The following is a 25389-nucleotide window of genomic DNA, read 5'->3' on the forward strand; positions in this document are numbered from 1 at the left end:
ATCTACACAGTACGCTTTCATCAGACGTTTATGTAAATTATTTCTCAAATTAATTTGAAAAAGCTCTAAAAATATTATCTTTGTAAAACATGAACTTCACTTTAATAAGATTGAAGTTATGTTTACCTTGCCTTTAGACTGTTTCAGCCATAAAAAAAGCAACATATGTTGCCTTTTTTTTAGAACAAAGTACATTCCACCTTAGTGGACTGTCGTACTGTCTACATACTTTTGGAATTCCGTACGACAACCTTCAAATTTCATTTGCACTTCATCTTCATGAAACATTGAATGTTCAGTACACGCAAATGAAATTTTTACTTGGTATAACTTTGCTCGTTCATCAATGACTTCTTGAAAAAAAACTTGATCACCTAAACTCAGCACATAATGACTTCCGCTAATCACAGCGACACCATTGTCATCTTCTAAGAGCAAATCTGCATTATGTAAATAAGCAACTACTTCCATTGTCTCACTCCTATGCTACTTTTTGTTTTCTATTTCTATATTGTATATATGCTTTTCAATTTTTATGCTAATCATTTTTTGTGACGAGGCTTGTCGATTACTTATATATTCTCGATAACTCAAGATAAAAAAGACCATGTCATGGTAATCTTCATGCAAAAAACACACATAAACGATTTAAAGCGATGAGCACTCAAAAGCCTGCATGTACTGATTACTCAAACTTCACGTTTCTAATGTACACAAATCGTATTCTTTCATTGTCTGCTGATCAGGTATATAGCCTGCTTGTTGTGCTTTAAGCCATAAAAAACCGCTCCTTAGAACGGTTTATAATCTGGCATTTTTGTCGGATCATGCGGTGTATTTAGACATTGTTCAAATGCTTCGTTCTTAAACTTTGCTTGAACTGCATCTTTATCCGCTTTTAGCTCTGCATCTGATAATGCATAGACTTTCTCTAAATACTCAAGTACAAAGCCCTTAGTTGTTGGATCAGTGACTTTATTTGCATATTCAATTGCTTCTTTCTTGGTAATTCCATTTTGACGATCTAAAGTAATAGAACGTGCAGCATTACCAATACTGGTACAGTAACCTTTCCAAATTTCTTCAGGAGTTGCAGGCTTTTTCTCAGTACAACCCGCCATCAATAAAACAGTGCTTATCGCACCTAAAATTACGAACTTCTGCATTAAAAAATCTCCAATTCCACACTATGATACTTAATTTTTCAGTAAATTGGAGAGTTTCTTGCTTTGAAATCTTACATTCCTCGCCAATCTACACGTGCATTGCGCTCAGTGGCGTAAATTCTTTTCACGTATTGCCCTAAAGGCAGTTCTAACAAATGTTGGCTAAATTCGGTAAATTCTTGAGAAATATTTTCTGCATATTCCTTTTCCCACGGTGTAGCAGGCAATTCTAATAACGGTGCAAGGATTGAACATACCGAGATATCTGCCAAACCAAGGCGATCGCCAACAAAATAACGGCAACCGTTATCAATCAAAATCTTATTTAAACTGTCGATAGTCAGTTCTAAATTGTATTTAGATTCTTCGACTTTCTCTTTGTCCAATTGATAACTTTTTGAAACCATGGTTTTAAGAATAGGCTTTGAAATTTTTTCAAATTGACGTAAATAGCCTTTTTCACCAATCATAATTTCTAGCGGTTCATCGCCTTCTGCTAAAGCATGTGCCAATCCCCAACGACGTACATGAATACCTAACTCATTGGCAATCAAATCAATTTCTAAGGTTTTTTCGCGAAGCGTGTGATCTGTACGAAGCAGTCGATGTTCAGGATAAACGTCATCTAGATACAATGCGATTTGAGTTGACCCCGCAATAAAACGTTCTCCATCTTTTAAAATAGGCAGCTTGTTTTGCCCTGTTTTAAGTTGTGCAAATGCTCGATGGACACCTGGGATTAAATTCTGCGCAACAAAATCCAATTCTTTATGATCAAGCAACCAACGGGCTTTTTCACAGTAATGCGAGAGTGGGAATTGGTACAACGTACGCATGTAGTCTCCAAATTATTTTTTTAATTAAAAGCTTAGATAAATCTAAAAGTTAAGATTAATCCTGAGTAATCTTGTGTACTTTAGACATTCATCACCTGAATTACAATGTACTTTTTACTTCAATCGCTCGTCATATGACCCAATGCTTATTCTATGGTTATATCAGTTTCTTTATTCTTTATTCGTGATAGGAATAACAAAGCTGCTTCAGACTAAGAGTTCGACCAGAGAAATTCAAAACAAGTTATAAATTTCAATTATTTAACATATATTCAATATTAAAAAACTTTGCGATTTTTATCCTAACAATAATTTTAGATAAGTTAAGCACAATAGTTCGTTTAATTTTTACCGCAATATTGCTTAGCGTTTTGGTATCTATTGAAAGGTGCCAATATGTCTAGTTTGAATTCTTCTACCTCAGCCTTTGTGATCCAAAACGATCAACAAGCAATAAATGCAGCTTACCAAGTTGCTGATTTTGCTTTGGTAGAACGAAATATACGTGATCAACAACGAATTTTACCTGTTGATGTCATTCAAGAATTAAGCCTCAAAGGATTAGGCGGAATTCGTATTGCCAAAAAATATGGTGGCGCTCAAGTTTCAAATAAAACCCTTGCGCATGTTTTCCGTATTTTATCCAAGGCAGATGCCAGTGTTGGTCAGATTCCTCAAAATCAATTTGGCTTGTTAAATGCCATTGAGCATATTGCCAATGAACAGCAAAAACAGTTTATTTATACTGAAATTTTAAATGGTAAACGGCTTTCTAATGGTGGCCCAGAACGCAATACCAAAGATACCCGCACCATTGAAACACGTTTAGAACAGATCAATGGTCAATACCTTTTAAATGGTGAGAAGTTTTATTCAACGGGTTCATATTTTGCCGATTGGTTGGCGATACGTGCAATTCACCCAGATGGTCATATTGTTTTAACGATTATTGATGCAAAAGCTGACGGTGTTGAAATTGTTGATGATTGGGATGGCTTTGGACAACGTACAACAGCAAGTGGCACAGTGCGTTTAAAGAATGTTGTGGTTCATCCAGATCTTATTATGGATGAAAAACCACTTGCCGATGCGTCAAAATATCGTGGGGCGTACTCACAACTGATTCAGGTTGCGATTGATGTGGGCATTGCAGAAGCTGCCTTTGCTGATACTTTATCTGCAATCCATAAAGCGCGCCCAATCATTGATGCCAATGTGGATAAAGCCAGTTTCGAAGCGTATACCCTACAAGAAGTCGGCAAGCTCAATATCTTACTCGATGCATCCATTTTATTGCTTGATGAAGCCGCAGAATATTTAGATCAGTTAGATTCACAAGACATCGTCAGTCCTGAACAAGCCAGTAAAGCCTCCATTATCGTTGCTGAGGCAAAAGTGTATGCCAACGATGCAGCACTCCTTATCTCTGAAAAGCTACTTGAATTAGGCGGTAGTCGTTCAAGTCTAGAAACTCATAATCTCGATCAACACTGGCGTAATGCTCGTGTACATACCTTACATGACCCTGTGCGTTGGAAACTTCATGCCATTGGAAACTATTACTTAAATGGTACGCAAAATCAGCGCCATGCGTGGATTTAAAGTTAAACGACTTTGTTACTCATCAGGGAAATATATATGACAACTTATCAAGATATCAATAAAACATTGGATGTACACAATCATCCCTTTGCGCAAGCACATATTATTCAAAATGATCAAGAAGCTTTAGAAATCGCGCAACAGTTGAGTCAGCAATTTAAACAAAATGCGGTACTCCGTGATGCTGAAAGAATTTTACCATTTGATGAGGTTGAAGCTTTTAGTCAATCAGGGTTATGGGCGATCACAGTACCGCGGCAATATGGTGGTGCAGAAGTATCTAGTCACACTGTTGCTAAAATAATTGCATTATTCAGTGGCGTAGATGGCTCTATTGGTCAAATCCCACAAAACCATTTTTATGCATTGGAAGTATTACGTAATACGGGTACAGAGCAGCAAAAGGAAAAACTCTATAGCGAAGTACTTCAAGGCGCACGTTTTGGCAATGCCCTCGCTGAATTTAAGACCAAGACTGCTGCACAAAAGCATACCCAAATTAGTCAAACTGAACATGGTTATGTGGTCAATGGGGAAAAGTTCTATTGCACGGGCAGTCTATTTGCCCATCGCATTCCGACATTAGTCCGTGATGCTGAAGAACGTGAATATTTAGCTTTTATTTCTGCCGATGCACAAGGCTTACAACGTATCAATGATTGGTCAGGCTTTGGACAAAAAACCACAGGCAGTGGCACCGTTAAATTCAATCAAGTTTTTGTGGAATCTGAATATGTCATTCGTTTTGACACCGCATTTTCTGAACCCACCCTCGTTGGGCCATTTGCACAAATTATGCATGCTGCGATTGAAACAGGCATTGCACGTGCAGCTTTTGAAGAAACAATAGAACGGGTTAAAAAAGCACGCGCATGGATTGATGCCAATGTAGAACGTGCAGACCAAGATCCACTGACTATTTATGAATTAGGTCGTGTTGCTGCGGATGTAAGAGCAAGTGAGGTTTTATTAAAACAAGCTGCTCAATCTATTGATGCAGCAAAACCACAACCTACAGTTGAAAATATTGCCAAAGCCTCACTAGATGTAGCTAAAGTCCGTGCACACAGTACAGAAACAGCATTAAAAGCGTCTTCAAAATTGATTGAGTTGGCTGGAAGTCGTGGTAGCCAACGTGCCGATGGTTTAGATCGACATTGGCGCAATGTACGGGTACATACACTGCATGATGCATCACGCTGGAAATATTATTTTATTGGAAACTATGTATTAAACAACATCCTTCCACCACGCAGAGGGACATTGTAATGACAAATACATCTCAACATGCAACACAAAAAAAACAAATCTTACTCAATGCTTTTGATATGAACAGTGTCGGTCATATCAATCACGGCTTATGGACCCACCCACGTGATGAATCTCATCGTTTTAATGAGCTCAATTACTGGACTGATCTCGCTAAGACCTTGGAGCAAGGTTTATTTGATGGGTTGTTTATCGCAGACATTACCGGTGTTTATGATGTCTACCAGAATGGTATAGATTTAACCTTAAAAGAGTCGATTCAACTGCCGAGTCATGACCCATCTACTCTGATTTCCGCAATGGCAGCGGTAACCCAAAATCTAGGTTTTGGCGTGACCGTAAACCTAAGTTATGAAACACCGTACCAATTCGCACGGCGCTTCGCGAGTTTAGATCATCTGACACAAGGTCGGATTGGCTGGAATATTGTGACGGGGTATTTGGACAGTGCTGAACGCTTAATTGGGCAAAAAGGTTTAAAAGATCATGACTTACGTTATGAACAAGCTGAAGAATTTTTAGAGCTTTGCTATAAGTTTTGGGAAGGTTCTTGGGAAAATGATGCAGTACAAAAAGATAAGCAAAAGCGTATTTTTACTGATCCTAAAAAAGTTCATCAAATTAACCATCAAGGGCGCTTTTATCAAAGCCAAGGTGTTTTCCAAGTCTCACCTTCACCACAGCGTACCCCTGTGCTCTTTCAAGCAGGCGCTTCACCACGCGGTTTAGCATTCTCCACACGTCATGCGGAATGTGTCTTTATTGGAGGTGATCAACCTGCAAAAATCAAACTACAAGTGGATAAGATTCGAGAATTGGCTGTGCAGCAAGACCGTAATCCAGAAGATATTAAAATCTTTGTGGGAATCACAGTGGTTACAGCAGAAACAGATGAATTAGCTCAAGAGAAATTAGCTGAATATGCACGCTATGCAAGTCCTGAAGCTGGTTTAGCACATTTCTCAAGTTCAGTCGGTATCGACCTATCCAAATATGCTGATGATGAAGCCATCCCATATCAACAAACCAACAGTATTGCTTCAGTCAATAATAAATTTAAGGAAAACCAGATCACGCCTAATGATCTTAAAGCTCAGCATCAACTCGGTGGTCGTTATCCACTGATTGTTGGAAGTGGTGAAACAATTGCTGAAAAATTAATTCAGTTGATTGATGAAACAGGTATTGATGGCTTTAACCTAACGCGTACTGTCGCGCCTGAATCACATCATGACTTTATTCGTTTTGTGATTCCTGAACTGCAACAACGTGGCAGATTTAAAACCAAATATGAAAGTGGTTCTTTACGCAACAAAATCTTTAAACAGGGTAATCATTTAACCCAACAACACCCTGCTGCTGATTTTCGATGTCAAAACTCAAATCATAACAACAGCATCGAAACGGCAGATCGGCAAAAGCAAACTGCCTAAATAACCTAATCAGCAAACATGATGAATTGAATAATTTCACTTTAAGGGGTGTCACATGACTCAAATAAACTCACCTGCTAATGGTAATCCATCCAAAAAATCAGGCTCCAAGAATAAATTTATTTTGCTTGGCGTGATCATTATTGCCGTGATTGCAGGACTTTTTTATTGGAACCAACATAAAAAAGCCGGTTCAGAAGAAATCACCATTGGTATTAGCCCACCCTTTGCCAAGCCTTTACAAGTTGCAGCAGAGGAAGCCAAGAAACAAGGGATTCATATTAAACTGGTGGAATTTTCAGATTGGAACACACCGAATATCACACTAAATCATGGTGATATTGATGCAAACTATTTCCAACACCAACCATTTTTAAGCAATGCGTTAAAAGAAACTGATTTTAAACTGAAACCGATTGCCACAGGTGTTGCAACTCATGTGGGTTTGTATTCTAAAAAATATGATTCTTTAGCGGCGGTACCTGAAAATGCACGTGTGGTGATTCCAAATGACCCAGTCAACCAAGGTCGTGCACTGTTACTTTTACAACAGGCTAAACTCATCACCTTGAAAGATCCGAATAACCATTTATCAAACTTACAAGACATTAGCTCAAATCCTAAAAACTTTAAATTTATTGAAGTTGAAGGACCTCAAACTGCGCGTGCTGTAGATGATGCTGATTTAGTATTTAGCTACCCACTTTATTTACGTCTTGCAAAAACCATTGATCCAAACAAAGCATTATTACTCGATGATAATACCAATACACGTTATGCCATCTTGTTTGTTGTAAAAGATGACTATGAGCAAAAGCACCCAGAAAAAGCCAAACAGTTAAAAGAGTTTGTAAAAATTTACCAAACTTCAGACAAGGTCAAACAGGCTTTAAATGATGATATTGGTGAAAATTTATGGTTCCCAGGTTGGAAATAAGGAATAACTCATGTCCCAAGTTTCCAAACTCAAAAACAAGAACCTGCTGATTGGTCTTGCTGTTGTCATCGTATTATTAGGACTTTTTGCCTATCGTTATGTACAAAATCAACAAAAGGATAATGTACTCACGATTGGCATTAGCCCACCTTATGCCGAATTACTACAAACGGTTGCCAAAGAGGTAGAGAAAGATGGTATCCATGTCAAACTGGTCGAATTTTCAGATTGGCAAGCACCCAATGTTGCGGTACAAAACCGTGACATTGACGCTAACTTTTTCCAACAAAGTGTATTTTTAAAGAATGCCATTAAGCAAACCAATTACGATTTGCATGCTTTTGGTACAGGTAGCGGCAGCCATGTCGGTTTATATTCAAAACAATATAAATCCTTAGCAGCCTTACCTCAAAATGCTCGTGTTGCCATCCCGAGTGACCCCGTTAACTCTGCGCGTGCTTTGATCCTGCTACATCGTGCTGGGTTAATTCAAATCAAAGACATCAACAATGAACTTTCCACACTTCAGGATATTGTTTCAAACCCTAAACAGTTGAAGTTTTTAGAAGTCGAAGGTCCACAAACAGCTTTAGCTTATGATGATGCAGATCTGATTTTTGGTTTTCCACATTACTTAAATATGGCAAAAAAAGCCGATCCGCATAGTGCCCTGTTTTTAGATCCCGTTGATAAAAAGTACGCCATTCTTTTTGTGACACGTACCGATTATCAAGACAAAAATCAAAAGTTAGAGAAATTTATTCAAGCTTTCCAAAACTCACAGCAAGTTCGAGATATTTTAGATAAAGATTTCGGCAAAGATATGTGGTTTGCAGGCTGGAAATAAGGAGAATAGAAATGGTGAGTTTCGGTTCGCATGTTGATTTTTCAGTCCCACATATCAAAATTCGTGATCTGAATAAATACTATGATGGGCAAGATCAACAGATCCATGCGTTAAAAAATATCAACTTAGATATTCCTCAAGGCAAGATTTTCGGCATCATCGGTAAAAGTGGCGCAGGTAAATCTTCCTTAATTCGAACCTTAAATGGTTTAGAAGGTATTTCTGAGGGCAGTATTCATATTCATCAACAAAATTTGGCTGAACTCAGTCATGCTGAATTGATTCAAACACGTCAAAGAATCGGGATGATTTTTCAGCATTTTAATTTAATGTCTGCCAAAACAGTTTGGGACAATGTGGCTTTGCCCTTAAAAATTGCCCATGTCGATAAAGCTGAAATTGAAACACGTGTCAACGATGTTTTAGAACTGGTCGGATTGGGAAATAAAGCGCATAACTACCCTTCACAGCTGTCTGGTGGTCAAAAGCAACGTGTTGGTATTGCTCGTGCGCTGGTGCATCATCCTGAAATTTTATTATGTGATGAAGCTACGTCTGCACTTGATCCTGAAAGTACCTCAGTGGTGTTATCCTTGCTGAAAAAAATCAATCGAGAATTGGGGATTACCATTGTTTTAATTACCCATGAGATGCAAGTGATTCGTGAAATTTGCGATCAAGTGGTGGTGATTGAACATGGTGAAATCGTTGAGTCAGGACAAGTCTGGTCCGTGTTTTCACAGCCTCAGCAGAAAATCACACAAGAATTGTTAAACCTAGAACAACTCGATTTGCCCTTTCCAGTGCATACAGAGCTGCAACAAGATTCAACCCATAGCATTTTAAAACTACGTTATGAAACCGATCCGAAAAATTCACCTGATTTAGTGGAACTTTTTCAAGTTTTTGAAGAATCCGTACATTTATATCAAAGTCATATCGACAATATCCAAAACCATTTGATTGGAACGCTGATTGTCGGTACTGAACAAACCCATTTAGACCTGCATAATTTACAAGAAAGGTTAAAACATCAAATTGCGCAAATAGAGGTACTTGGCTATGCAAGACCAACTCATTGATTTATTGCTGACAGGAACCATAGATACCTTACTGATGGTTGGCGTATCTGCCATTGTTGCCTTTTTGATTGGCTTACCTTTGGCAGTGATTTTGGTCAATACATCTGAACAAGGGATTTATCCATCTAAAAAGATTAATCATGCATTAGGCACGGTGATCAACATTACCCGATCTGTTCCCTTTTTGATTTTAATGGTGGCGCTGATTCCTTTAACCCGATGGATTGTCGGAACCAGTTACGGAGTCTGGGCAGCTGTTGTTCCATTAACTTTAGCAGCGACACCTTTCTTTGCCCGTATTGCAGAAGTTAGCTTACGTGAAGTTGATCAAGGTCTAATTGAAGCTGCACAAGCGATGGGCTGTAACCGTAAGCAAATCGTTTGGCATGTACTTTTACCTGAAGCGTTACCCGGCATTGTGGCAGGTTTTACAGTCACAATTGTCACCATGATTAACTCCTCTGCAATTGCAGGTGCAATTGGTGCTGGTGGCTTAGGTGATATTGCCTACCGTTATGGTTACCAACGCTTTGATATGCAAATGATGTTTGCTGTGATTGTGGTCTTGGTGGCTTTGGTCATGATCGTTCAAGCATTTGGTGACAGTCTGGCAAGCCAGTTGGATAAGCGGAAGATTTAAGTTTTGAATGCTCATCTAAGCGTTTAAATGAGTTTTAGATGAGCAATTATTTTACTTGAAAATAATGAACAGATTTAAAAGAAATGCCTATTACTCTATTCAAATGCTACAAAACAAATTATAAAAATAACTCTGGATAATAAGAATAGCGATACAAAATCATGCGTCAGCTTAATCAAATCAAAGTCCTCGTTTTTGATATTTTCGGAACTGTTGTCGATTGGCATTCGTCAATTGTCAAAGAACTCGATGCAATGAATTTAGCCTTAGATTCTAATCAATTTGCATTGGACTGGCGAGCAGGATACAGGCCTGCTATGGATAAAGTACTTGTAGGCGAATTACCATGGACATCAATTGACGATCTGCATCGTATTATCTTAGATGAACTATTGATCAAATATAATATTCATGTACTGAATGAAGCACAGATTATTCATCTTAATCATGTATGGCATCGGTTGCTTCCGTGGCAAGAATCGGTCAAAGCTTTAGAATACCTTAGAGAAAAATATATTATTTGCACACTTTCTAATGGGAATATTCGCTTATTGGTCGATATGGCAAAAAATGCAAAACTGCCTTGGGATTATATTTTTTCTGCTGAAAACTTTAGAGCGTATAAACCATCTCCAAAGACTTATTTAGGTGTCACTGAACTTTTAAATGTTGCACCTGACCAAGTGATGATGGTCGCTGCTCATCATGATGACCTTGCTGCTGCACGCGAATGTGGTTTATTGACCGCTTATATCGAAAGACCGTTAGAATTTGGTTCATCTCAAATTAAAAATGTTTCAGCTCGCGCTGAAAATGATTTACATGCAACGGATCTATCGGATTTGTTCAATCAATTAAAATAAAGAATGGGTATTTTATCCGCTTAAACACTGAAAATTAAATCTATGTGTCTTAGACCTGACTTTGTCATGGCTTTCATGTAAAATCATCCGCAATTTTTATATAACACTTTGTGAGTTATTTCATGGGTTTTAATTGCGGTATTGTCGGCTTGCCGAACGTTGGTAAATCTACACTTTTCAATGCATTGACTAAAGCTGCTATTGCTGCGGAAAACTTCCCATTCTGTACCATTGAACCAAATACAGGCATCGTACCTGTACCTGATCCACGTTTAGACAAATTAACAGCCATTGTTAAACCACAACGTGTTATTCCAACTACGATGGAGTTTGTGGATATTGCAGGTTTAGTTGCGGGTGCATCTAAAGGCGAAGGTTTGGGTAACCAATTCCTTGCAAACATCCGTGAAACTGATGCAATTGCACACGTTGTACGTTGTTTTGAAGATGAAAACGTAATTCATGTAAATGGTAAAATTGATCCATTAGATGATATTGCAACGATTAATACTGAACTTGCACTTGCTGACTTGGAAACTGTAACTAAAGCCGTTACACGTTTGGCAAAATCTGCAAAAGGCGGTGATAAAGAAGCCCTTGCAACAAAAGCAGTTTTAGAAAAAATTCTACCTTTACTTGATGAAGGCAAGCCAGCTCGTGCAGCTGATTTAGATGATGATGAACGTAAACTTGTGCGTGGTTTTGGTTTAATGACATTAAAACCGACCATGTATATCGCAAACGTTGCAGAAGATGGTTTTGAAAACAACCCACACCTTGAAGCTGTGAAAAAGTTAGCTGCTGAGGAAAATGCAATCGTTGTTCCGCTTTGCAACCAAATCGAAGCTGAAATTTCATTGTTGGATGATGAAGATCGTGCTGAATTCCTTGAAGCATTAGGCATGGAAGAACCAGGTCTAAATGTGGTAATTCGTGCAGGTTATAGCTTACTTGGCTTACAAACTTACTTTACAGCAGGTGTTCAAGAAGTGCGTGCTTGGACTGTAAAAGTGGGTGCAACTGCACCTCAAGCTGCGGGTGTAATCCACACTGACTTTGAGAAAGGCTTTATTCGTGCAGAATGTATCGCTTATGACGATTTCATCCAATACAACGGTGAAAACGGCGCTAAGGAAGCAGGAAAATGGCGTTTAGAAGGTAAAACTTACATCGTTCAAGATGGTGATGTCTTGCACTTCCGTTTTAACGTATAAGCAGATCTCATGCTTTGATGAGACAGGTTGAAGACTTCTTCAACCTGTTTTTTTTCATCATAGAATCTTTCGCTGGTTCTAGTTTGGTTTATAAATGTCTGACGAATATTTAAAACTTGTTTTCTAAATGTAGATTCAACGATCTTTTGATTGATTTGCGGATCACTTTGACCATTCTCCTTATCGATCTAATTTTAACTCTGCTTTTTAATGAAACACGTATTCAGGTTTTTATAAAAAAATATCAACATTTAAAATTACAATATTCCAGTAAATATACGCGATATTTATTTACATCTTAAAACGCACCAAGCCTCTATCGCTAAGCCCCTGCCTCAATTGATCATTTCTATTTTGAAATCAGCTACACAATAATAAAGTTAAGTAGGTTGCACTTTTGATGCTCATATATAATAATGATAATTATTAGCATTATCACTATACTTAACATCATAGGATTGATTCATGGCTTACTCGCTTCCACAACTGCCTTATGCATACGATGCACTTGAACCTAATATTGATACAAAAACAATGGAAATCCACCATACCAAGCACCATCAAACCTATATCAATAATATCAATGCCACAGTTGAAGGCACAGCATGGGAAAAGTTGTCGATTGAAGAACTGGTTTCAAAAGTGAATGAAGTTCCTGCTGATCTTAAAAATAGCGTGATTAATAATGGTGGTGGACATGCTAACCACTCTTTATTCTGGACAGTAATGAGCCCTCAAGGTGGTGGAGAGCCGATTAAACAAATCGCTGAAGCAATTGACAGAGATATTGGCAGTTTTGAAAACTTTAAAGAAGCCTTTACTAAAGCAGCACTGACACGATTTGGTAGTGGCTGGGCATGGTTAAGCGTAACCCCTGAAAAGAAAGTCATCGTAGAAAGCAGTGCCAATCAAGATTCACCACTGATGAATGGCAATATCCCGATTCTGGCTTTAGATGTCTGGGAACATGCTTATTATTTAAAATACCAAAATCGTCGTCCCGAATATATTGCGGCATTTTATAATGTTGTGAATTGGGAAGAAGTGAATCGCCGTTATTTAGAAGCAATCCAATGAAATACTATACAGACCATATGACGATGCCAATGTTCAATTCTTCACTGATTAAAAAAATAAAATTTTATATTGGTTGCGCCATTTTTTTCTTTGGTTTAGTGATATTTATCAAAGAATTCTTATTCTAAAACAAACAAAAATATAGAAGTCGATACCCTTTAAGTCAGTTTAAATTACTGACTTAAAGGGTTTTATCATAAACTAGATTCTTTATCTTTCAAATTATTTCGCGTGTAAAGCGTCTAATGATTTTTCATCCATTGCAGTACGTTGCTTTCTGGCTTCTGCTAGCATTTTTTCTTGTAAATCTTTACGAAAACCCAGCAAGAATACAAACTCAGCTAAGACAAATAATGGACCAATCGCTAAACCGACTAAATCATCAACAAATGCAGGTTTTTTCTTTTCATAAAAATGCCCTACAAATTGGAATACCCATCCTACAACAAAAGTACCAATACTGATACCTAGCCAAGTTCCCATGCCTAATTGAGCAATTTTATAGGCAAATGGATAGGCTACTGCATAAATAAGCAACATTAAAAAGCCGAATAATTTATCCAGACTAAAATAATAAATCACACTTAAAACCAATAGAATCAATGCCAAAGTGATTTCAAAACCTGAAAGCATCACCCCTGCTCTAGCCGTTAGACACATGATTGAAAATACGATCATCGGAATACCAATAAAATGCGTAAATACATTTTTATGGTCTAAATGATAAGCTGCGTACTGGCTAAGAAGTTGCTCTAATCTGTTCATTTTCAGCGTCCTTGTTAATCTCTTCATTTCACTATATAAAAGCGCTAAGATAAAAGTTGTCGTCTAGCTGACAAGTTGAATTGATTTTTCATTTAAATTTGCAAAGAAGTAAATAACAACAGCTTTCACAATAAATTTATTGATACATTATGGCCAGTGACTCTGTCATATTTACGCTAAATTGCTGCCCTTAAAGGAGGATTGTAAATGGTTCTACTCAGTGCTTATCGCAACTGATTTTATCTAAGGAACTTTCTATCCTACTGACTATGCTGTTAGATATATTTGAAAATCAAAGCAAAGATTAACAATGATACATAAAAGGACATATTGTGCTGAATTCAACGGACCTTGAATTATTATCAAAGAATTTATGGTATTCACAACTGCCTATTCCTTTTCAACAATTGATTCAACAACAAGCCCATTATCAAAAATTTGAGCGTGATCAAGCGATTTTCAGATCAGGCGATCTATTTAATGGCATCTATGCGGTCTTAGATGGTCGGGTACGCTTAGGCTATATTGATATTGAAGGAAATGAATCCGTTGCTGCTATTGCAGAACCGATTATGTGGTTTGGAGAAATTTCTTTGGTGGATCAGCAACCACGTTCTCATGATGCCATTGCTGTTGGAAAATGTTTAATTTTACATCTCCCCAGCCAAGCGATTCAGAAAATTTTAAATGACTATCCGCAATATTGGTTCCATATCGCCCAATTGACCAGTCAAAAACTTCGCTTTGCTTTTTTAGAACTCATTTCAATTCAAACCCAGCATATACGACAACGATTGGCTCAGCGTTTGATGTTTATCTTAAACGGCTATGGCAATCATATCTGTATTGAAAATAACATCATTCATTTATCTCAAGAACAATTGGCATTGCTGCTCAAATGCTCACGTCAGACCATTAATCAAGAATTACATTTACTCGAACAACAAGGTGTTTTAAAAATTGCCTTTAAAAAAATAGAAATATTAGATATCAATCAATTACATTCTATTGCTCACTCACTAGGCCAACTCTAATTTAACTCATCACTTTTCCACTTTTAGACAAATATTAAATTCACCTTAAACAGCTGGAATATATAATCATTTTATAAATAAAATATACAAATTATTTATTCTACTTTGTGAAAAATACAATTATATTTTAGCGAGGCGCTAATGCCATCTCAATAAAAGTTGAAATAAATGAAAAAAATCACAACATTGCTCACAGCGGGATTATTCACTGTACTTAGCGCTTCTGCATTTGCATGCCCTAAAGGTACAACATTGGTTGGTGGTACAGGCCCAAACCATAAAGGCGGCAAATGTGTTGCGGCAAATCCAGCAGCTCAAGCGACTCAAAAAGCAACAGCTGCAAGTACAAAAGCCAAAGCTGATGCAACGCAAGCAAAAGACAAAAGTGTAGCTGCAACAAAAGCTGTTGAAGCGAAACCGAAAGAAGCAGCGACAAAGCTAAAAACTGAAACTGCTGCAAGCAAAGCAAAAGCTGAAGCAACAACCAAAGCAGTAAAAAATGACGCCGCTGCAAAATCAACTGCTGCTAAAGACAAGGCCGTGAAAACTGCATCAACCAATCCATTAAAACCTTAAGTAACACTGAACGTACTGAACATAGATCTGTATCAATAAAAAAATGGCGCATATTTGCGCCATTTTCTAGGGTCTGTTAAAAAATATTATTATTTGCTTTGGTATTGCCTAAACTTGGATTTTCAATAGCATCTTTGCACTGGGCTTTATCACGTTCATATTGCGCTTGATTTTTTTGCATTTCACCATCTTTTTCCAATGTCGATCTTGCCCAAGTATCTAAACTGGTCATGGCTTTACGACACAAAGCGTATTTACCTTCTGTCACTGAATCGGTCATTTTGACATTGATACGCCAGTCGGTACTTAATTTCCGTAAAGGTTTACGTACATTGTCTTCAATCAAATTCAATTGCTTACGGTAGACAAAGGGTTCCACCTGATTAATCAGTTTCCATGCTTCATTGGCATAGGTTGTCGCATCATTGGTTAGTTTTGGCGCAGCTTTAATTTCAACTTTTTCTTTAGGTTCAGAAGATGAATTACCACATGCTTGTAAACCTAAAACACCTAACACCAAGGTCATACTCAATAATAATTTCGACTGATTTGCGAACATAAAGTTACGCCTAAATAAACATTTCGCTACTATGCTAGTAAATTCAGGTAGAATACACAATCTTGATTTTACCTTTTGTTTTACTCTCGTTTTAGGTGTCCTGTGTCAGAGCACAATCCCTCAGTCCAAACTGCTGGCTTTTGGCAAGGCGCTAAAGACAGTCAAGCCATCATCTTTACTTATCTGCCTGTATCTTTTGCCTTTGGTGTATCTGCGACCCAATTTGGTTTTAGTGCATGGGAAGCCTTATTTCTATCTTGTTCTATGTACGCTGGTGCTAGCCAATTTCTTGTGGTTGCATTATTGGGCAGTGGCACATCTATTTGGATGACAGCACTTACAGTCATTGCACTGGATATTCGCCATGTACTTTATGGGCCAGCCTTACAAAACCTGATTCAAGACCGTTTAAACCTAAAAAAGACCGCAGTATGGGCATGGGGTTTAACCGATGAAGTTTTTGCGGCTGGAATGATTAAACTTTCCCAACGTCGTCAGGAATGGTCAGAGTCTTGGATGTTAGGACTCAGCTTGTTTAGCTGGATGTCATGGGCCTTAGGTTCATTTTTAGGTGGTTTATTTGCAGATCAAGTCAGCGACTTGCCGCAATTTTTACAAGCCGCTTTAGACTTCTTGTTACCTGCATTGTTCTTAAGCTTCTTACTGGCAGCCTTTGAGAAAAAACATACTTTTGTGGTTGCCGTATCTTTAGTGGTTTCCGCATTGGCCTGTTATTTTATCAACATGTCGGCAGCAATTTTTATTGGGATTGCATCTGGGATTTTAGCGGGATTATTTAAACATTATGTTTTAAAGCAAACTGATGAAGTGAGTATTTAAAATGGATTTACAGATTATCTTGGTGGGGATATTGGTCGGTATTGCAAATTTTGCTTCACGCTTTGGTCCATTCTATCTGCTGCAAAAAAGCCAACAACACACACAAACTCGTGGCGCAACATGGTTAAAAATTGCATTAGGCAGTATTGGAGTTGCAGCAATCAGTTCAATGTTAATTGTCGCCACTCTTCCACCATTGATCGAAACTCCAAATAAAAGTTTTGCGATGTTGGTGGGCTTTCTTGTACTCACAGGATTGTATTTTAAATTTAAAAGAATCGTTTTGGCGACACTCACAGCAGCATTGGCCTATGGCTTGGTCTATACCTATCTGTAGTTTTGTTGATTAAAGCATATTTTAATGCATCAGCAGATCAGCGTGTAAATTTAAAGTCTTTCGGATTTAAAATGCTTTCATCTAATTAATTTACAATAAAAAACCATGTGAATTAATTAGTTGTGTATGATTGCTTTCAAATAAAATATTTAAAATACGCAACTTGATATGTTTATCGCACACTTACCTTCTGGCTATATACTGGCTAAACTTTTACTCAAGAAATTTAAACAGACAAAAATCACCAATAAAGCTTTTTTTACGCTGATTATGCTTGGTGCAGTTTTTCCTGATATTGATCTATTCTATTTCTATTTATTCGATCATAGATCGGTACATCACCATAAGTATTTTTTACATTGGTTTTCATTTTGGATTCCAATCTTTCTAATCGCTTTATTTTATTTCATCCATTCAAAATACACGGCTAAACCTGCCCTGATGATCAGTCTTTTTTCGGGTGCTGCCCTGCTACATATCGGCTTGGATACTTTTGTAGGTGATGTTTGGCTTTTTGCACCGTTTATTGATCAATCCTATGTGTTTTTTGAAGTCAGCTCACGTTATCAGCCGTGGTGGCTAAACTTTATTCTGCATTGGTCGTTTTTTGTAGAATTACTGATCTGCCTCATTGCGTTGATTCTGTTGGTTCGTAAAAAGAATTGATCAAAAATTATTGATCAGTTTTCTTGCGCAAATTCAAAGCCACTTCATTTGTAGTGGCAAACCGCCTATAAGCTAAAAACTTTATAAAAAAATCTGTTAGACAATATCATTATTTTATGTCAATCAGCCCTTAACACACGCCTGAGTTCTGCTATGCTAACAGTCCATAAGACAAGCATGGAAGAATAGCATGAGCGTTACTATTGGTACCCCACTTCAATCATCTGCATTTAAAGTTTTACTGTTAGGTTCAGGAGAGCTTGGTAAAGAAGTGGTGATTTCATTACAACGACTTGGTGTTGAAGTTCACGCGGCAGACCGCTACGAAAACGCACCTGCCATGCAAGTTGCTCATTTCTCTTATGCCTTAAACATGGCAGATGCAACAGAATTAAAAGCTTTAATTGAAAAAGTAAAACCCAATCTTATTGTTCCAGAAATTGAAGCGATTGCTACTCAAGTATTAGTCGAAATCGAACAACAAAATATTGCAACCGTGATCCCTTCGGCAAAAGCAGTGAATTTAACCATGAACCGTGAAGGGATTCGTCGCTTAGCGGCGGAAGAACTTGGTTTACCCACTTCCGCTTACCGTTTTGCCAATACCTTAGAAAGCTTCCGTTCTGCATGTGATGACATTGGTTATCCGAACTTTGTTAAACCTGTAATGTCTTCCTCTGGTAAGGGGCAATCTCGTGTCAAAGAATATGCTGAAGTAGATGCAGCTTGGGAATATGCTCAAACTGGTGGTCGGGTAAATCAAGGTACAGTCATTGTTGAGTCACAAATTGACTTTGATTTTGAAATCACCTTACTCACTGTACGTTCGAAAAATCCAGAAACAGGTGAAATTGAAACCACTTATTGTGACCCAATTGGGCATCGTCAAGATTCAGGCGACTATGTAGAAAGTTGGCAGCCCCAAGCAATGACAGAAGCAGCTTTAAATGAAGCCAAACGCATTGCCAATAAAGTCACTGTAGCACTTGGTGGCTGTGGGATTTTTGGGGTAGAACTGTTTGTAAAAGGTGATAAAGTATGGTTTAGTGAAGTATCACCGCGTCCACACGATACAGGCTTAGTCACACTTGCATCACAATTCCAAAGCGAATTTGAATTACATGCACGTGCAATTCTGGGTTTACCTGTCAATACTGAACGACATAGTATTGCTGCAAGTGCTGTAATCTATGCAGGTGTAGATGCAAAGAATCTTTCATACGCTGGCTTAAATCTTGCTTTGCAAAATCCTGCGACAGACTTACGCCTGTTCGGTAAACCTGAAGGATTTAAACGTCGTCGTATGGGCGTGGCAACAGCACGTGCTGAAACAACAGACCAAGCACGTGAACTTGCACAAGAAACGGCTGCAAAAGTCACTGTTCATTTAAACAACTAGCCAATATATTTGCGGACAAGACATCCATGATCAACACCTCTCCTCTATTGGAATATGTAACTGATATACATGACATTAAAGCGATTAATCAATGGCGTAGCGATGTTGAGCAACAGTTAAATGAGGCCTATGATCATGGTACAACAATACGCGAAATTGTCCGTACCCGTTCAAATGTGGTAGATGAAGCCCTTATGTTTCTCTGGAAGCATTCAGGGCTAGATCAAACAGATCTCGGTTTATTTGCTGTTGGTGGCTATGGGCGACGCGAAATGTTGCCCTATTCCGATGTCGACATCATGATTCTTTCAGAAGAAGATCTTTCTCCTGAACAAGAACAAACGGTGACGCAATTTATTTCTACACTTTGGGATGTGGGAAATTTTAAACCGGGTGTCAGTGTACGTACCATCCGAAGTTGTTTTGAACAAGCCACCAATGATCTCACTGTGGCAACCTCGCTGATTGAAGCGCGATTAATTATTGGCAATCAACATCTGGCAAGATGGCCTCGTCGTGTCGTTTCCCAAACTTGGACAGATAAGACTTTCTTTGATGCCAAGATGGATGAACAAGCGCAACGCTATGCACAACATAACAATACTGAAAGCAATTTAGAACCCGATATTAAAAATGCACCCGGTGGTATTCGAGACATTAACCAAATTGGCTGGATTGCCAAACGGCATTTTCGGGTCAATCGTATTTACGACCTAGTTCATTTGGGTTTTATTTCTGAATTTGAATTGGGCGTCCTAGAAGAAGCTGAAAACTTTCTTTGGGAAATTCGCCATCATTTACACCGTTTAACCAAACGTGATGAAAATCGCCTATTGTTTGATTATCAACGTGATATTGCAGCTAAATTTGGCTATACACGAGAAGATGATCATCATCCAAATTATCCAATTGAACAGTTCATGAAGCGTTATTATCGTACCGCGCAACAGGTTTCGACCTTAAATGAAATGTTATTGGCTTATTTTAATGAATCGGTGATTACCCCACGCTTACCCGACTATGAACGTAAAATCGAAAATATTAACGAACATTTTAAATTGGTTGATGGCAAGCTTGCCGTTCAACAACATAAAACCTTTTCAGAAAATCCAAGCGCTATTTTAGAAATTTTCTATATCTTAGCAAATCGCCCTGAAATCGAGGGTATTCGTGCACGTACATTGCGTCTTTTGACTTTAGCGGCAAAACGTATTGATCAAGCATTTCGAGATAATCCGACCCATCAAGCATTATTCATGGCGATCATTCGCTCTCCATATCGTTTATATGAAACCATGGTGGCAATGAAACGTTATGGTGTATTAGGAAATTATATTCCTGCATTTGGGCAAATCATGGGACTGATGCAATATGACTTGTTCCATATTTATACCGTTGATGCACATACCTTACTGTTAATTCGTAATTTAAATCGTTTTAAAGAACCTGGCTTTGCCAAAGACTATCCTGTTGTCAGTTCTGTATTTCAACGCTTAGTCCGCCGTGACATCGTATTCCTTGCTGCATTATTCCATGATATTGCCAAAGGCCGTGGTGGAGATCACAGTGAACTTGGCGCTGAAGATGCAATTGAATTCTGTCTTGCGCATGGGTTTACTGAGCGCGAATGTAATCTGGTTGCTTGGCTCATCCAAAACCATTTACTGATGTCGATGACCGCACAGAAAAAAGATATTTCAGATCCAGATGTGGTGAAAGAGTTTGCTGAAAAGCTTGGTGATATGGAGCATTTAGATTATCTCTATACGCTGACGGTTGCCGATATCAATGCCACCAATCCAAAACTTTGGAATACATGGCGCTCTTCTTTGATGCGTCAACTCTATACCCATGCGCGTGATGTAATTCGTTCTGGTTTGGGTCGACCTGTTGATTATCAAATGCTGATTGAAGATACCAAATTCTCTGCAAGCGAAGTCTTGGTGGATGAGTTTCCACTCGATCAAGTTGAAAAGGTTTGGCAAGAGCTTGGGGACGAATACTTCCTTAAAGAATCCGCAGATGAAATTGCATGGCATACTCGTGCCATTTTGCAACACGGCGACAACCCTGCACCATTGGTGCTCATGCGTGCGCACCGTAAAGCAGCACAAGATGCTGTACAGATCTTTATTTATACTCAAGACCAACCCAATCTGTTTGCCACCACAGTGGCAATTTTGGATCGTATGAATCTGGATGTCCAAGATGCACGGATTATCACTGCAACCAAAGCCTTTAGTTTAGATACTTATGTGGTCTTGGATCGTTTCGGTACCTTATTAACCGATCCTGAACGTGAAGAAACAGTCAAACAGGCGTTAATTAAAGCCTTAAGCGAATCAGATAAATATCCGGGTTTGATGCAACGTCGTATTCCACGTCAACTTCGCCACTTCGATATTGAAAATACCGTGGATGTAACACTTAACGAAGCTTTGCAGCAAAATATGGTAGAAATCTCTACCCTCGATCAACCGGGCTTACTTGCACGCGTTGGTGGTTTATTTATGATGCAAGGTTTAGACATACATTCTGCTAGAATCGCCACACTGGGTGAAAAAGCAGAAGATATTTTCTTTGTCACCAAAAAAGATGGCACCCCCCTCACTGAAGCTGAGGCTGAAGTCTTTACCGCAAAATTAAAAGCGGCATTAGATGAAGCATCCAATCAAATCTGTGGGCAACATTAATCTTACTTTCTATCGTGGTAATTGTTTCATGAACTCTAGTTTGTCTTTATTACATCCTTATCCATTTGAAAAGTTAAGCCAGCTTTTTCAGGATGTAAAACCTGCAGATTTACCTTTGATCCCACTTTCAATTGGAGAACCAAAGCATCCTGCTCCTGAGTTTGTGAAGCAAGCGATCATTGATAATTTTCAGCACCTTTCAACTTATCCAAACAGTAAAGGTTTACCAGAACTTCGTGAAAGTATTGCTCAGTGGCTAACCCGTCGTTTTAAACTGAATGCGATCAGTGCCGAAGATCATGTTCTTCCAGTTACAGGTACACGTGAAGGGATTTTCTCTTTTGTACAGGCCTTGATTAATCGTGATGATGCACCTTATGTAGTAATGCCTAATCCGTTCTATCAGATTTATGAAGGTGCGACACTTTTAGCTGGTGCCAAGCCATACTTTGTCAACTGTACCGAAGACAACAATTACCTCGGTGATTTTGATGCTGTACCTGCTGAAGTTTGGGAAAAAACTGCACTTTTGTTTGTTTGTACGCCGGGAAATCCTACTGGTGCGGTACTTTCAAAAGCACAATTTAAAAAGCTCATTGCACTTTCTGACCAATATGACTTTGTGATTGCTTCTGATGAATGTTACTCAGAATTGTGGTTTGATGAAGCACCGATCGGCTTATTGGAAGTCTGTGCTGAATTAGGTCGTGACGACTATAAAAATTGTATCGTATTCCATTCTCTGTCTAAGCGTTCAAACCTACCGGGTATGCGCTCAGGTTTTGTTGCTGGGGATGCAAACTTACTTAAACCTTATTTAAAATTCCGCACTTATCACGGCGCTGCAATGCCAGTCCAACATCAATTGGCTTCAATTGTTGCTTGGAACGATGAAACACATGTTGAAGAAAATCGCAGACTGTATCGTGCCAAATTTGATTTGTTCCAAAATGAACTCGGTCATCTTTTACCATTACAAAAGCCTGATGCAGGCTTCTATTATTGGTTAAAAGTCGATCATGATGAAAACTTTGCCAAAATGTTAATGGAAAAAGCCAACATTAAAGTTTTACCGGGGCGTTATTTGTCTCGTGATACTGAACAAGGCAATCCTGGTGAAGGTCATGTTCGTATGGCATTGGTCGCAGATATTGCTCAATGTGAGCAAGTGATTCAACGTCTAAAAACCATTTTATAAAAATATACTGTTATAAAAAATGCCCCAAATTTGGGGCATTTTTTTATGGTGTTTAAAAATCAAATGCCGCACTTAACATGAATGTACGAGGTTGCCCAGCAACCAAATAGCCGTTCTCGGTATTGGAGCTACTATTGATGTTGTCGAATAGACCAACTGATGACCAATAGTTTTTATCGAAGACATTATTTACACGGAAATTAAAAGTTGTCGGTGTCTGCCCCAACTGAGTTTTATACGTCGCGCCAAGATCTAAAGTCGTCCAATCACTAACTTTCAATTTATTGTTTAAACTCGCATAAGTCGAACCTGTATAAGTAACTTGAGCATTTAAAGACACATCTTGGACTGTTGGCAATTTCCAATCAGCACCAACATTTGCTTGAAATTCTGCAACACCCACTTCCTTTTTATTATCGTAGTTAGCATTACCTGTATTTTTTTGCTTTGCATCAATCCAAGTTGCACCACCCAACACTTTTAAAGAATCCGTCAATTGACCAAAAGTATTGAGTTCAACACCACGATGTACATATTTACCCGCATCACTAAAAACACTGTTTTCAAGTACTGCACGTTGTTTATCGATATCAAACAAACTTAGGCTTGCGCCAAACTGATCATTTTCATATTTGGCACCAATTTCTTTTTGTTTAGCAACGAATGGTTTGAGTGTTGTAGTTTCTTTCGTCGTTGAATTGGTATTACTCAAACCTTTAGCTAAAGATTCAATATAATTTGCATAAACCGAAACTTCAGGCAGAATTTTATAACTTAGCCCCAAAGCAGGGGTAAACTTACTTTCATCATACCCACCTGATTTAATTGAAGTTCCATAATTATAATTTTCTTGCATGATGGTTTGATAACGTCCACCGAGCATGACTGTTAATTTATCATCTAAAGCTTTGAGGTTATCGCCAATGGCAATACTTCTTAAACGCGTCCGAGTCGTTAATTTAGGTGTATCTAAGTTATTCCCAAACAACGCATTTTGTGAATAAGCAGGTTGATCATACTGGATTGGATTATAGATATTGTTGGCTAATGTATTTTTATAGTCCATCACATAAGCATTGCGGGTGTTCTGTTGAAATGCCGATGCAGATAGCACTAAATTATGTTCAATTGAACCTGTGTTTACTTTACTACGCACACCAACTTCACCAGTATTGACCATATCTACACGCGCATTGTCAAATCGATAAATGGTTCCCGCGCCTGTTGTCTGATTGGTCAATGTCATATTTGCTAAACTGTTTTGCTCTTCGCCATGTCGAAAACCATAAGCAGCATAAGCTGTTAAATTATCTGCTAAATCATATTCAGCACGATAACTTCCGAAGACATCCTCTTCATTTGAATACGTCCATTTTTGTGCAAAGTTATCTGAGCCATCAATTGCTTTCGGAATCTCGGTAATACCCGCGCCTAAAGTCACGTTTGGACGAGTCGCTTTTAAACGATTATTCACATAACCCATATCTCCAGAAAGACGTAAACGATCACCACGGTAATCCAAACCTATAGAAGCTAAGCTTAAAGATGCTTCTTCATTATCTACAGCAGTATCACCGCCATGATATGCTGTGTTTACTCGTACGCCGAATTGTTGATCTTCACCAAAACGGCGAGAAATATCATTGGCAATATAACCGCCATTAAAGTCCGTACCTACTGTGACACGATTAAGTGGTTCGTTACTTGCACGTTTCGGCAATAAGTTAATTGCACCACCAATCCCACCATTACTTGGCATTGCTCCATTTAAAAATGAGGATGCCCCTTTTAATACTTCAACACGTTCAAACAGCTCTGCAGGAATATACTGACGTGGTAAAATTGAATATAAGCCATTATAGGCTGTGTCGTCTGAGCCCAAGTTAAAGCCACGAATATAATAATTTTCTTGGAAATTACCAAAACCGCGTCCGACACGAACACTTGGATCCGCTTTTAAAACATCCCCAACACTTTTTGCTTGTCGCTCTTGAATATATTGATTGGTATAGCTGGTTAGATTAAACGGTGTATCTATATTTTTCTGATTGCCAAATATCCCAACTTTACCACCAGAAGCCACCTGTCCTCCAGCAAATGCTGGCATTAAACCCTCTGCTGATGCATCTGCACTCGCGACTACTGTAATCGTACTCAGTTGTTTTGCATTACCATTGCTCGACTGAGACAATGAAGCATCTTGTTGTTCAGCATGCGCAATTGCAGCACTTGTCGCCACTGCCATCATCACAATTAAGGGTTTAATTTTTCGCATAGGAGGCTCTAAAACAGTCATCTAAATTAAGCCGCCATATTAAATGATAATCACTCTTACTTAAACTTACTTTCTCATTTT

At 38.4% G+C, this 25389-nt stretch carries 24 protein-coding genes; 18 read left to right on the forward strand and 6 right to left on the reverse strand.

The window, feature by feature from the left end; genetic code table 11:
• Positions 1–201 precede the first annotated feature (201 nt).
• The 3 genes from CQZ96_RS04090 to CQZ96_RS04100 all read right to left on the reverse strand — a co-directional run bounded on the left by CQZ96_RS04090 (position 202) and on the right by CQZ96_RS04100 (position 2002).
• Positions 202–471 carry a hypothetical protein gene (locus tag CQZ96_RS04090; RefSeq protein WP_004720907.1) on the reverse strand — a complete coding sequence of 90 codons (270 nt, stop codon included), beginning with the start codon at positions 469–471 and terminating at the stop codon, positions 202–204.
• Between the two features lie 320 nt (positions 472–791).
• On the reverse strand, positions 792–1166 hold the full coding sequence (locus tag CQZ96_RS04095) for a hypothetical protein (RefSeq protein ID WP_004720910.1): 375 nt from the start codon (positions 1164–1166) through the stop codon (positions 792–794).
• Between the two features lie 71 nt (positions 1167–1237).
• A complete protein-coding gene (locus CQZ96_RS04100; protein ID WP_004821170.1) occupies positions 1238–2002 on the reverse strand; it encodes a glutathione S-transferase family protein in 765 nt (254 codons plus the stop codon).
• A 396-nt stretch (positions 2003–2398) separates the two neighbouring features.
• Between CQZ96_RS04100 and CQZ96_RS04105 the strand changes: the two genes are divergently transcribed.
• From CQZ96_RS04105 to CQZ96_RS04150, 10 genes are all read left to right on the forward strand, one after another.
• A complete protein-coding gene (locus CQZ96_RS04105) occupies positions 2399–3604 on the forward strand; it encodes an SfnB family sulfur acquisition oxidoreductase (protein WP_105712788.1) in 1206 nt (401 codons plus the stop codon).
• Positions 3605–3640: 36 nt separating this feature from the next.
• On the forward strand, positions 3641–4873 hold the full coding sequence (locus tag CQZ96_RS04110; RefSeq protein ID WP_105712789.1) for an SfnB family sulfur acquisition oxidoreductase: 1233 nt from the start codon (positions 3641–3643) through the stop codon (positions 4871–4873).
• Complete coding sequence (locus CQZ96_RS04115; RefSeq protein WP_105712790.1) at positions 4873–6306, forward strand: LLM class flavin-dependent oxidoreductase; 1434 nt, start codon at positions 4873–4875, stop codon at positions 6304–6306. The genes CQZ96_RS04110 and CQZ96_RS04115 overlap by 1 nt, the downstream gene beginning before the upstream one ends.
• Before the next feature lie 55 nt (positions 6307–6361).
• Complete coding sequence (locus tag CQZ96_RS04120) at positions 6362–7243, forward strand: MetQ/NlpA family ABC transporter substrate-binding protein (RefSeq protein ID WP_105712791.1); 882 nt, start codon at positions 6362–6364, stop codon at positions 7241–7243.
• A gap of 10 nt (positions 7244–7253) precedes the next feature.
• Entirely contained in the window at positions 7254–8090 is an 837-nt protein-coding gene (locus CQZ96_RS04125) for a MetQ/NlpA family ABC transporter substrate-binding protein (protein ID WP_105712792.1), read from the forward strand.
• An 11-nt stretch (positions 8091–8101) separates the two neighbouring features.
• On the forward strand, positions 8102–9172 hold the full coding sequence (locus CQZ96_RS04130) for a methionine ABC transporter ATP-binding protein (RefSeq protein ID WP_105712793.1): 1071 nt from the start codon (positions 8102–8104) through the stop codon (positions 9170–9172).
• Positions 9153–9812, forward strand: coding sequence for a methionine ABC transporter permease (locus tag CQZ96_RS04135; RefSeq protein WP_004720927.1), 660 nt, complete (start codon positions 9153–9155; stop codon positions 9810–9812). Before CQZ96_RS04130 ends, CQZ96_RS04135 begins: the two co-directional genes overlap by 20 nt.
• A gap of 161 nt (positions 9813–9973) precedes the next feature.
• Complete coding sequence (locus CQZ96_RS04140) at positions 9974–10675, forward strand: haloacid dehalogenase type II (RefSeq protein WP_105712794.1); 702 nt, start codon at positions 9974–9976, stop codon at positions 10673–10675.
• 122 nt (positions 10676–10797) lie between these two features.
• Complete coding sequence (gene ychF / locus CQZ96_RS04145; protein WP_105712795.1) at positions 10798–11889, forward strand: redox-regulated ATPase YchF; 1092 nt, start codon at positions 10798–10800, stop codon at positions 11887–11889.
• A gap of 465 nt (positions 11890–12354) precedes the next feature.
• Complete coding sequence (locus CQZ96_RS04150) at positions 12355–12966, forward strand: superoxide dismutase (RefSeq protein WP_105712796.1); 612 nt, start codon at positions 12355–12357, stop codon at positions 12964–12966.
• Between the two features lie 222 nt (positions 12967–13188).
• Here the strand turns inward: CQZ96_RS04150 and CQZ96_RS04155 are convergent, their stop codons facing one another.
• A complete protein-coding gene (locus CQZ96_RS04155; protein ID WP_105712797.1) occupies positions 13189–13731 on the reverse strand; it encodes a DUF962 domain-containing protein in 543 nt (180 codons plus the stop codon).
• A 332-nt stretch (positions 13732–14063) separates the two neighbouring features.
• Here CQZ96_RS04155 and CQZ96_RS04160 point away from each other — a divergent pair, with 332 nt between their 5' ends.
• Together CQZ96_RS04160 and CQZ96_RS04165 are read left to right on the forward strand one after the other, a co-directional pair.
• Positions 14064–14765: a Crp/Fnr family transcriptional regulator gene (locus CQZ96_RS04160; protein WP_004720936.1), complete on the forward strand. Its 702-nt coding sequence runs from the start codon at positions 14064–14066 to the stop codon at positions 14763–14765.
• A gap of 168 nt (positions 14766–14933) precedes the next feature.
• Complete coding sequence (locus CQZ96_RS04165) at positions 14934–15341, forward strand: hypothetical protein (protein WP_004720938.1); 408 nt, start codon at positions 14934–14936, stop codon at positions 15339–15341.
• A 76-nt stretch (positions 15342–15417) separates the two neighbouring features.
• Here CQZ96_RS04165 and CQZ96_RS04170 read toward each other — a convergent pair whose 3' ends face one another.
• Complete coding sequence (locus CQZ96_RS04170) at positions 15418–15900, reverse strand: hypothetical protein (RefSeq protein WP_004720940.1); 483 nt, start codon at positions 15898–15900, stop codon at positions 15418–15420.
• 102 nt (positions 15901–16002) lie between these two features.
• Between CQZ96_RS04170 and CQZ96_RS04175 the strand changes: the two genes are divergently transcribed.
• The 6 genes from CQZ96_RS04175 to dapC all read left to right on the forward strand — a co-directional run bounded on the left by CQZ96_RS04175 (position 16003) and on the right by dapC (position 23033).
• Positions 16003–16740, forward strand: a complete 738-nt coding sequence (locus tag CQZ96_RS04175; protein ID WP_004720941.1) for an AzlC family ABC transporter permease — start codon at positions 16003–16005, stop codon at positions 16738–16740.
• 1 nt (position 16741) lies between these two features.
• Entirely contained in the window at positions 16742–17077 is a 336-nt protein-coding gene (gene ygaH / locus CQZ96_RS04180) for an L-valine transporter subunit YgaH (RefSeq protein ID WP_004720944.1), read from the forward strand.
• Positions 17078–17245: 168 nt separating this feature from the next.
• Positions 17246–17743, forward strand: a complete 498-nt coding sequence (locus CQZ96_RS04185; protein ID WP_105712798.1) for a metal-dependent hydrolase — start codon at positions 17246–17248, stop codon at positions 17741–17743.
• 190 nt (positions 17744–17933) lie between these two features.
• Positions 17934–19142: a formate-dependent phosphoribosylglycinamide formyltransferase gene (gene purT / locus CQZ96_RS04190; protein WP_105712799.1), complete on the forward strand. Its 1209-nt coding sequence runs from the start codon at positions 17934–17936 to the stop codon at positions 19140–19142.
• Between the two features lie 26 nt (positions 19143–19168).
• Complete coding sequence (gene glnD / locus CQZ96_RS04195) at positions 19169–21835, forward strand: [protein-PII] uridylyltransferase (protein ID WP_056510738.1); 2667 nt, start codon at positions 19169–19171, stop codon at positions 21833–21835.
• Between the two features lie 28 nt (positions 21836–21863).
• Positions 21864–23033, forward strand: a complete 1170-nt coding sequence (dapC, locus tag CQZ96_RS04200) for a succinyldiaminopimelate transaminase (RefSeq protein ID WP_016539515.1) — start codon at positions 21864–21866, stop codon at positions 23031–23033.
• A 52-nt stretch (positions 23034–23085) separates the two neighbouring features.
• Here dapC and CQZ96_RS04205 read toward each other — a convergent pair whose 3' ends face one another.
• The gene (locus tag CQZ96_RS04205; protein WP_105713021.1) at positions 23086–25308 is read right to left on the reverse strand and encodes a TonB-dependent receptor; all 2223 of its coding nucleotides are present in this window, start codon (positions 25306–25308) and stop codon (positions 23086–23088) included.
• Between the last annotated feature and the right edge of the window lie 81 nt (positions 25309–25389).

Source organism: Acinetobacter sp. MYb10, assembly GCF_002980175.2.
Classification (GTDB): domain Bacteria; phylum Pseudomonadota; class Gammaproteobacteria; order Pseudomonadales; family Moraxellaceae; genus Acinetobacter; species Acinetobacter guillouiae.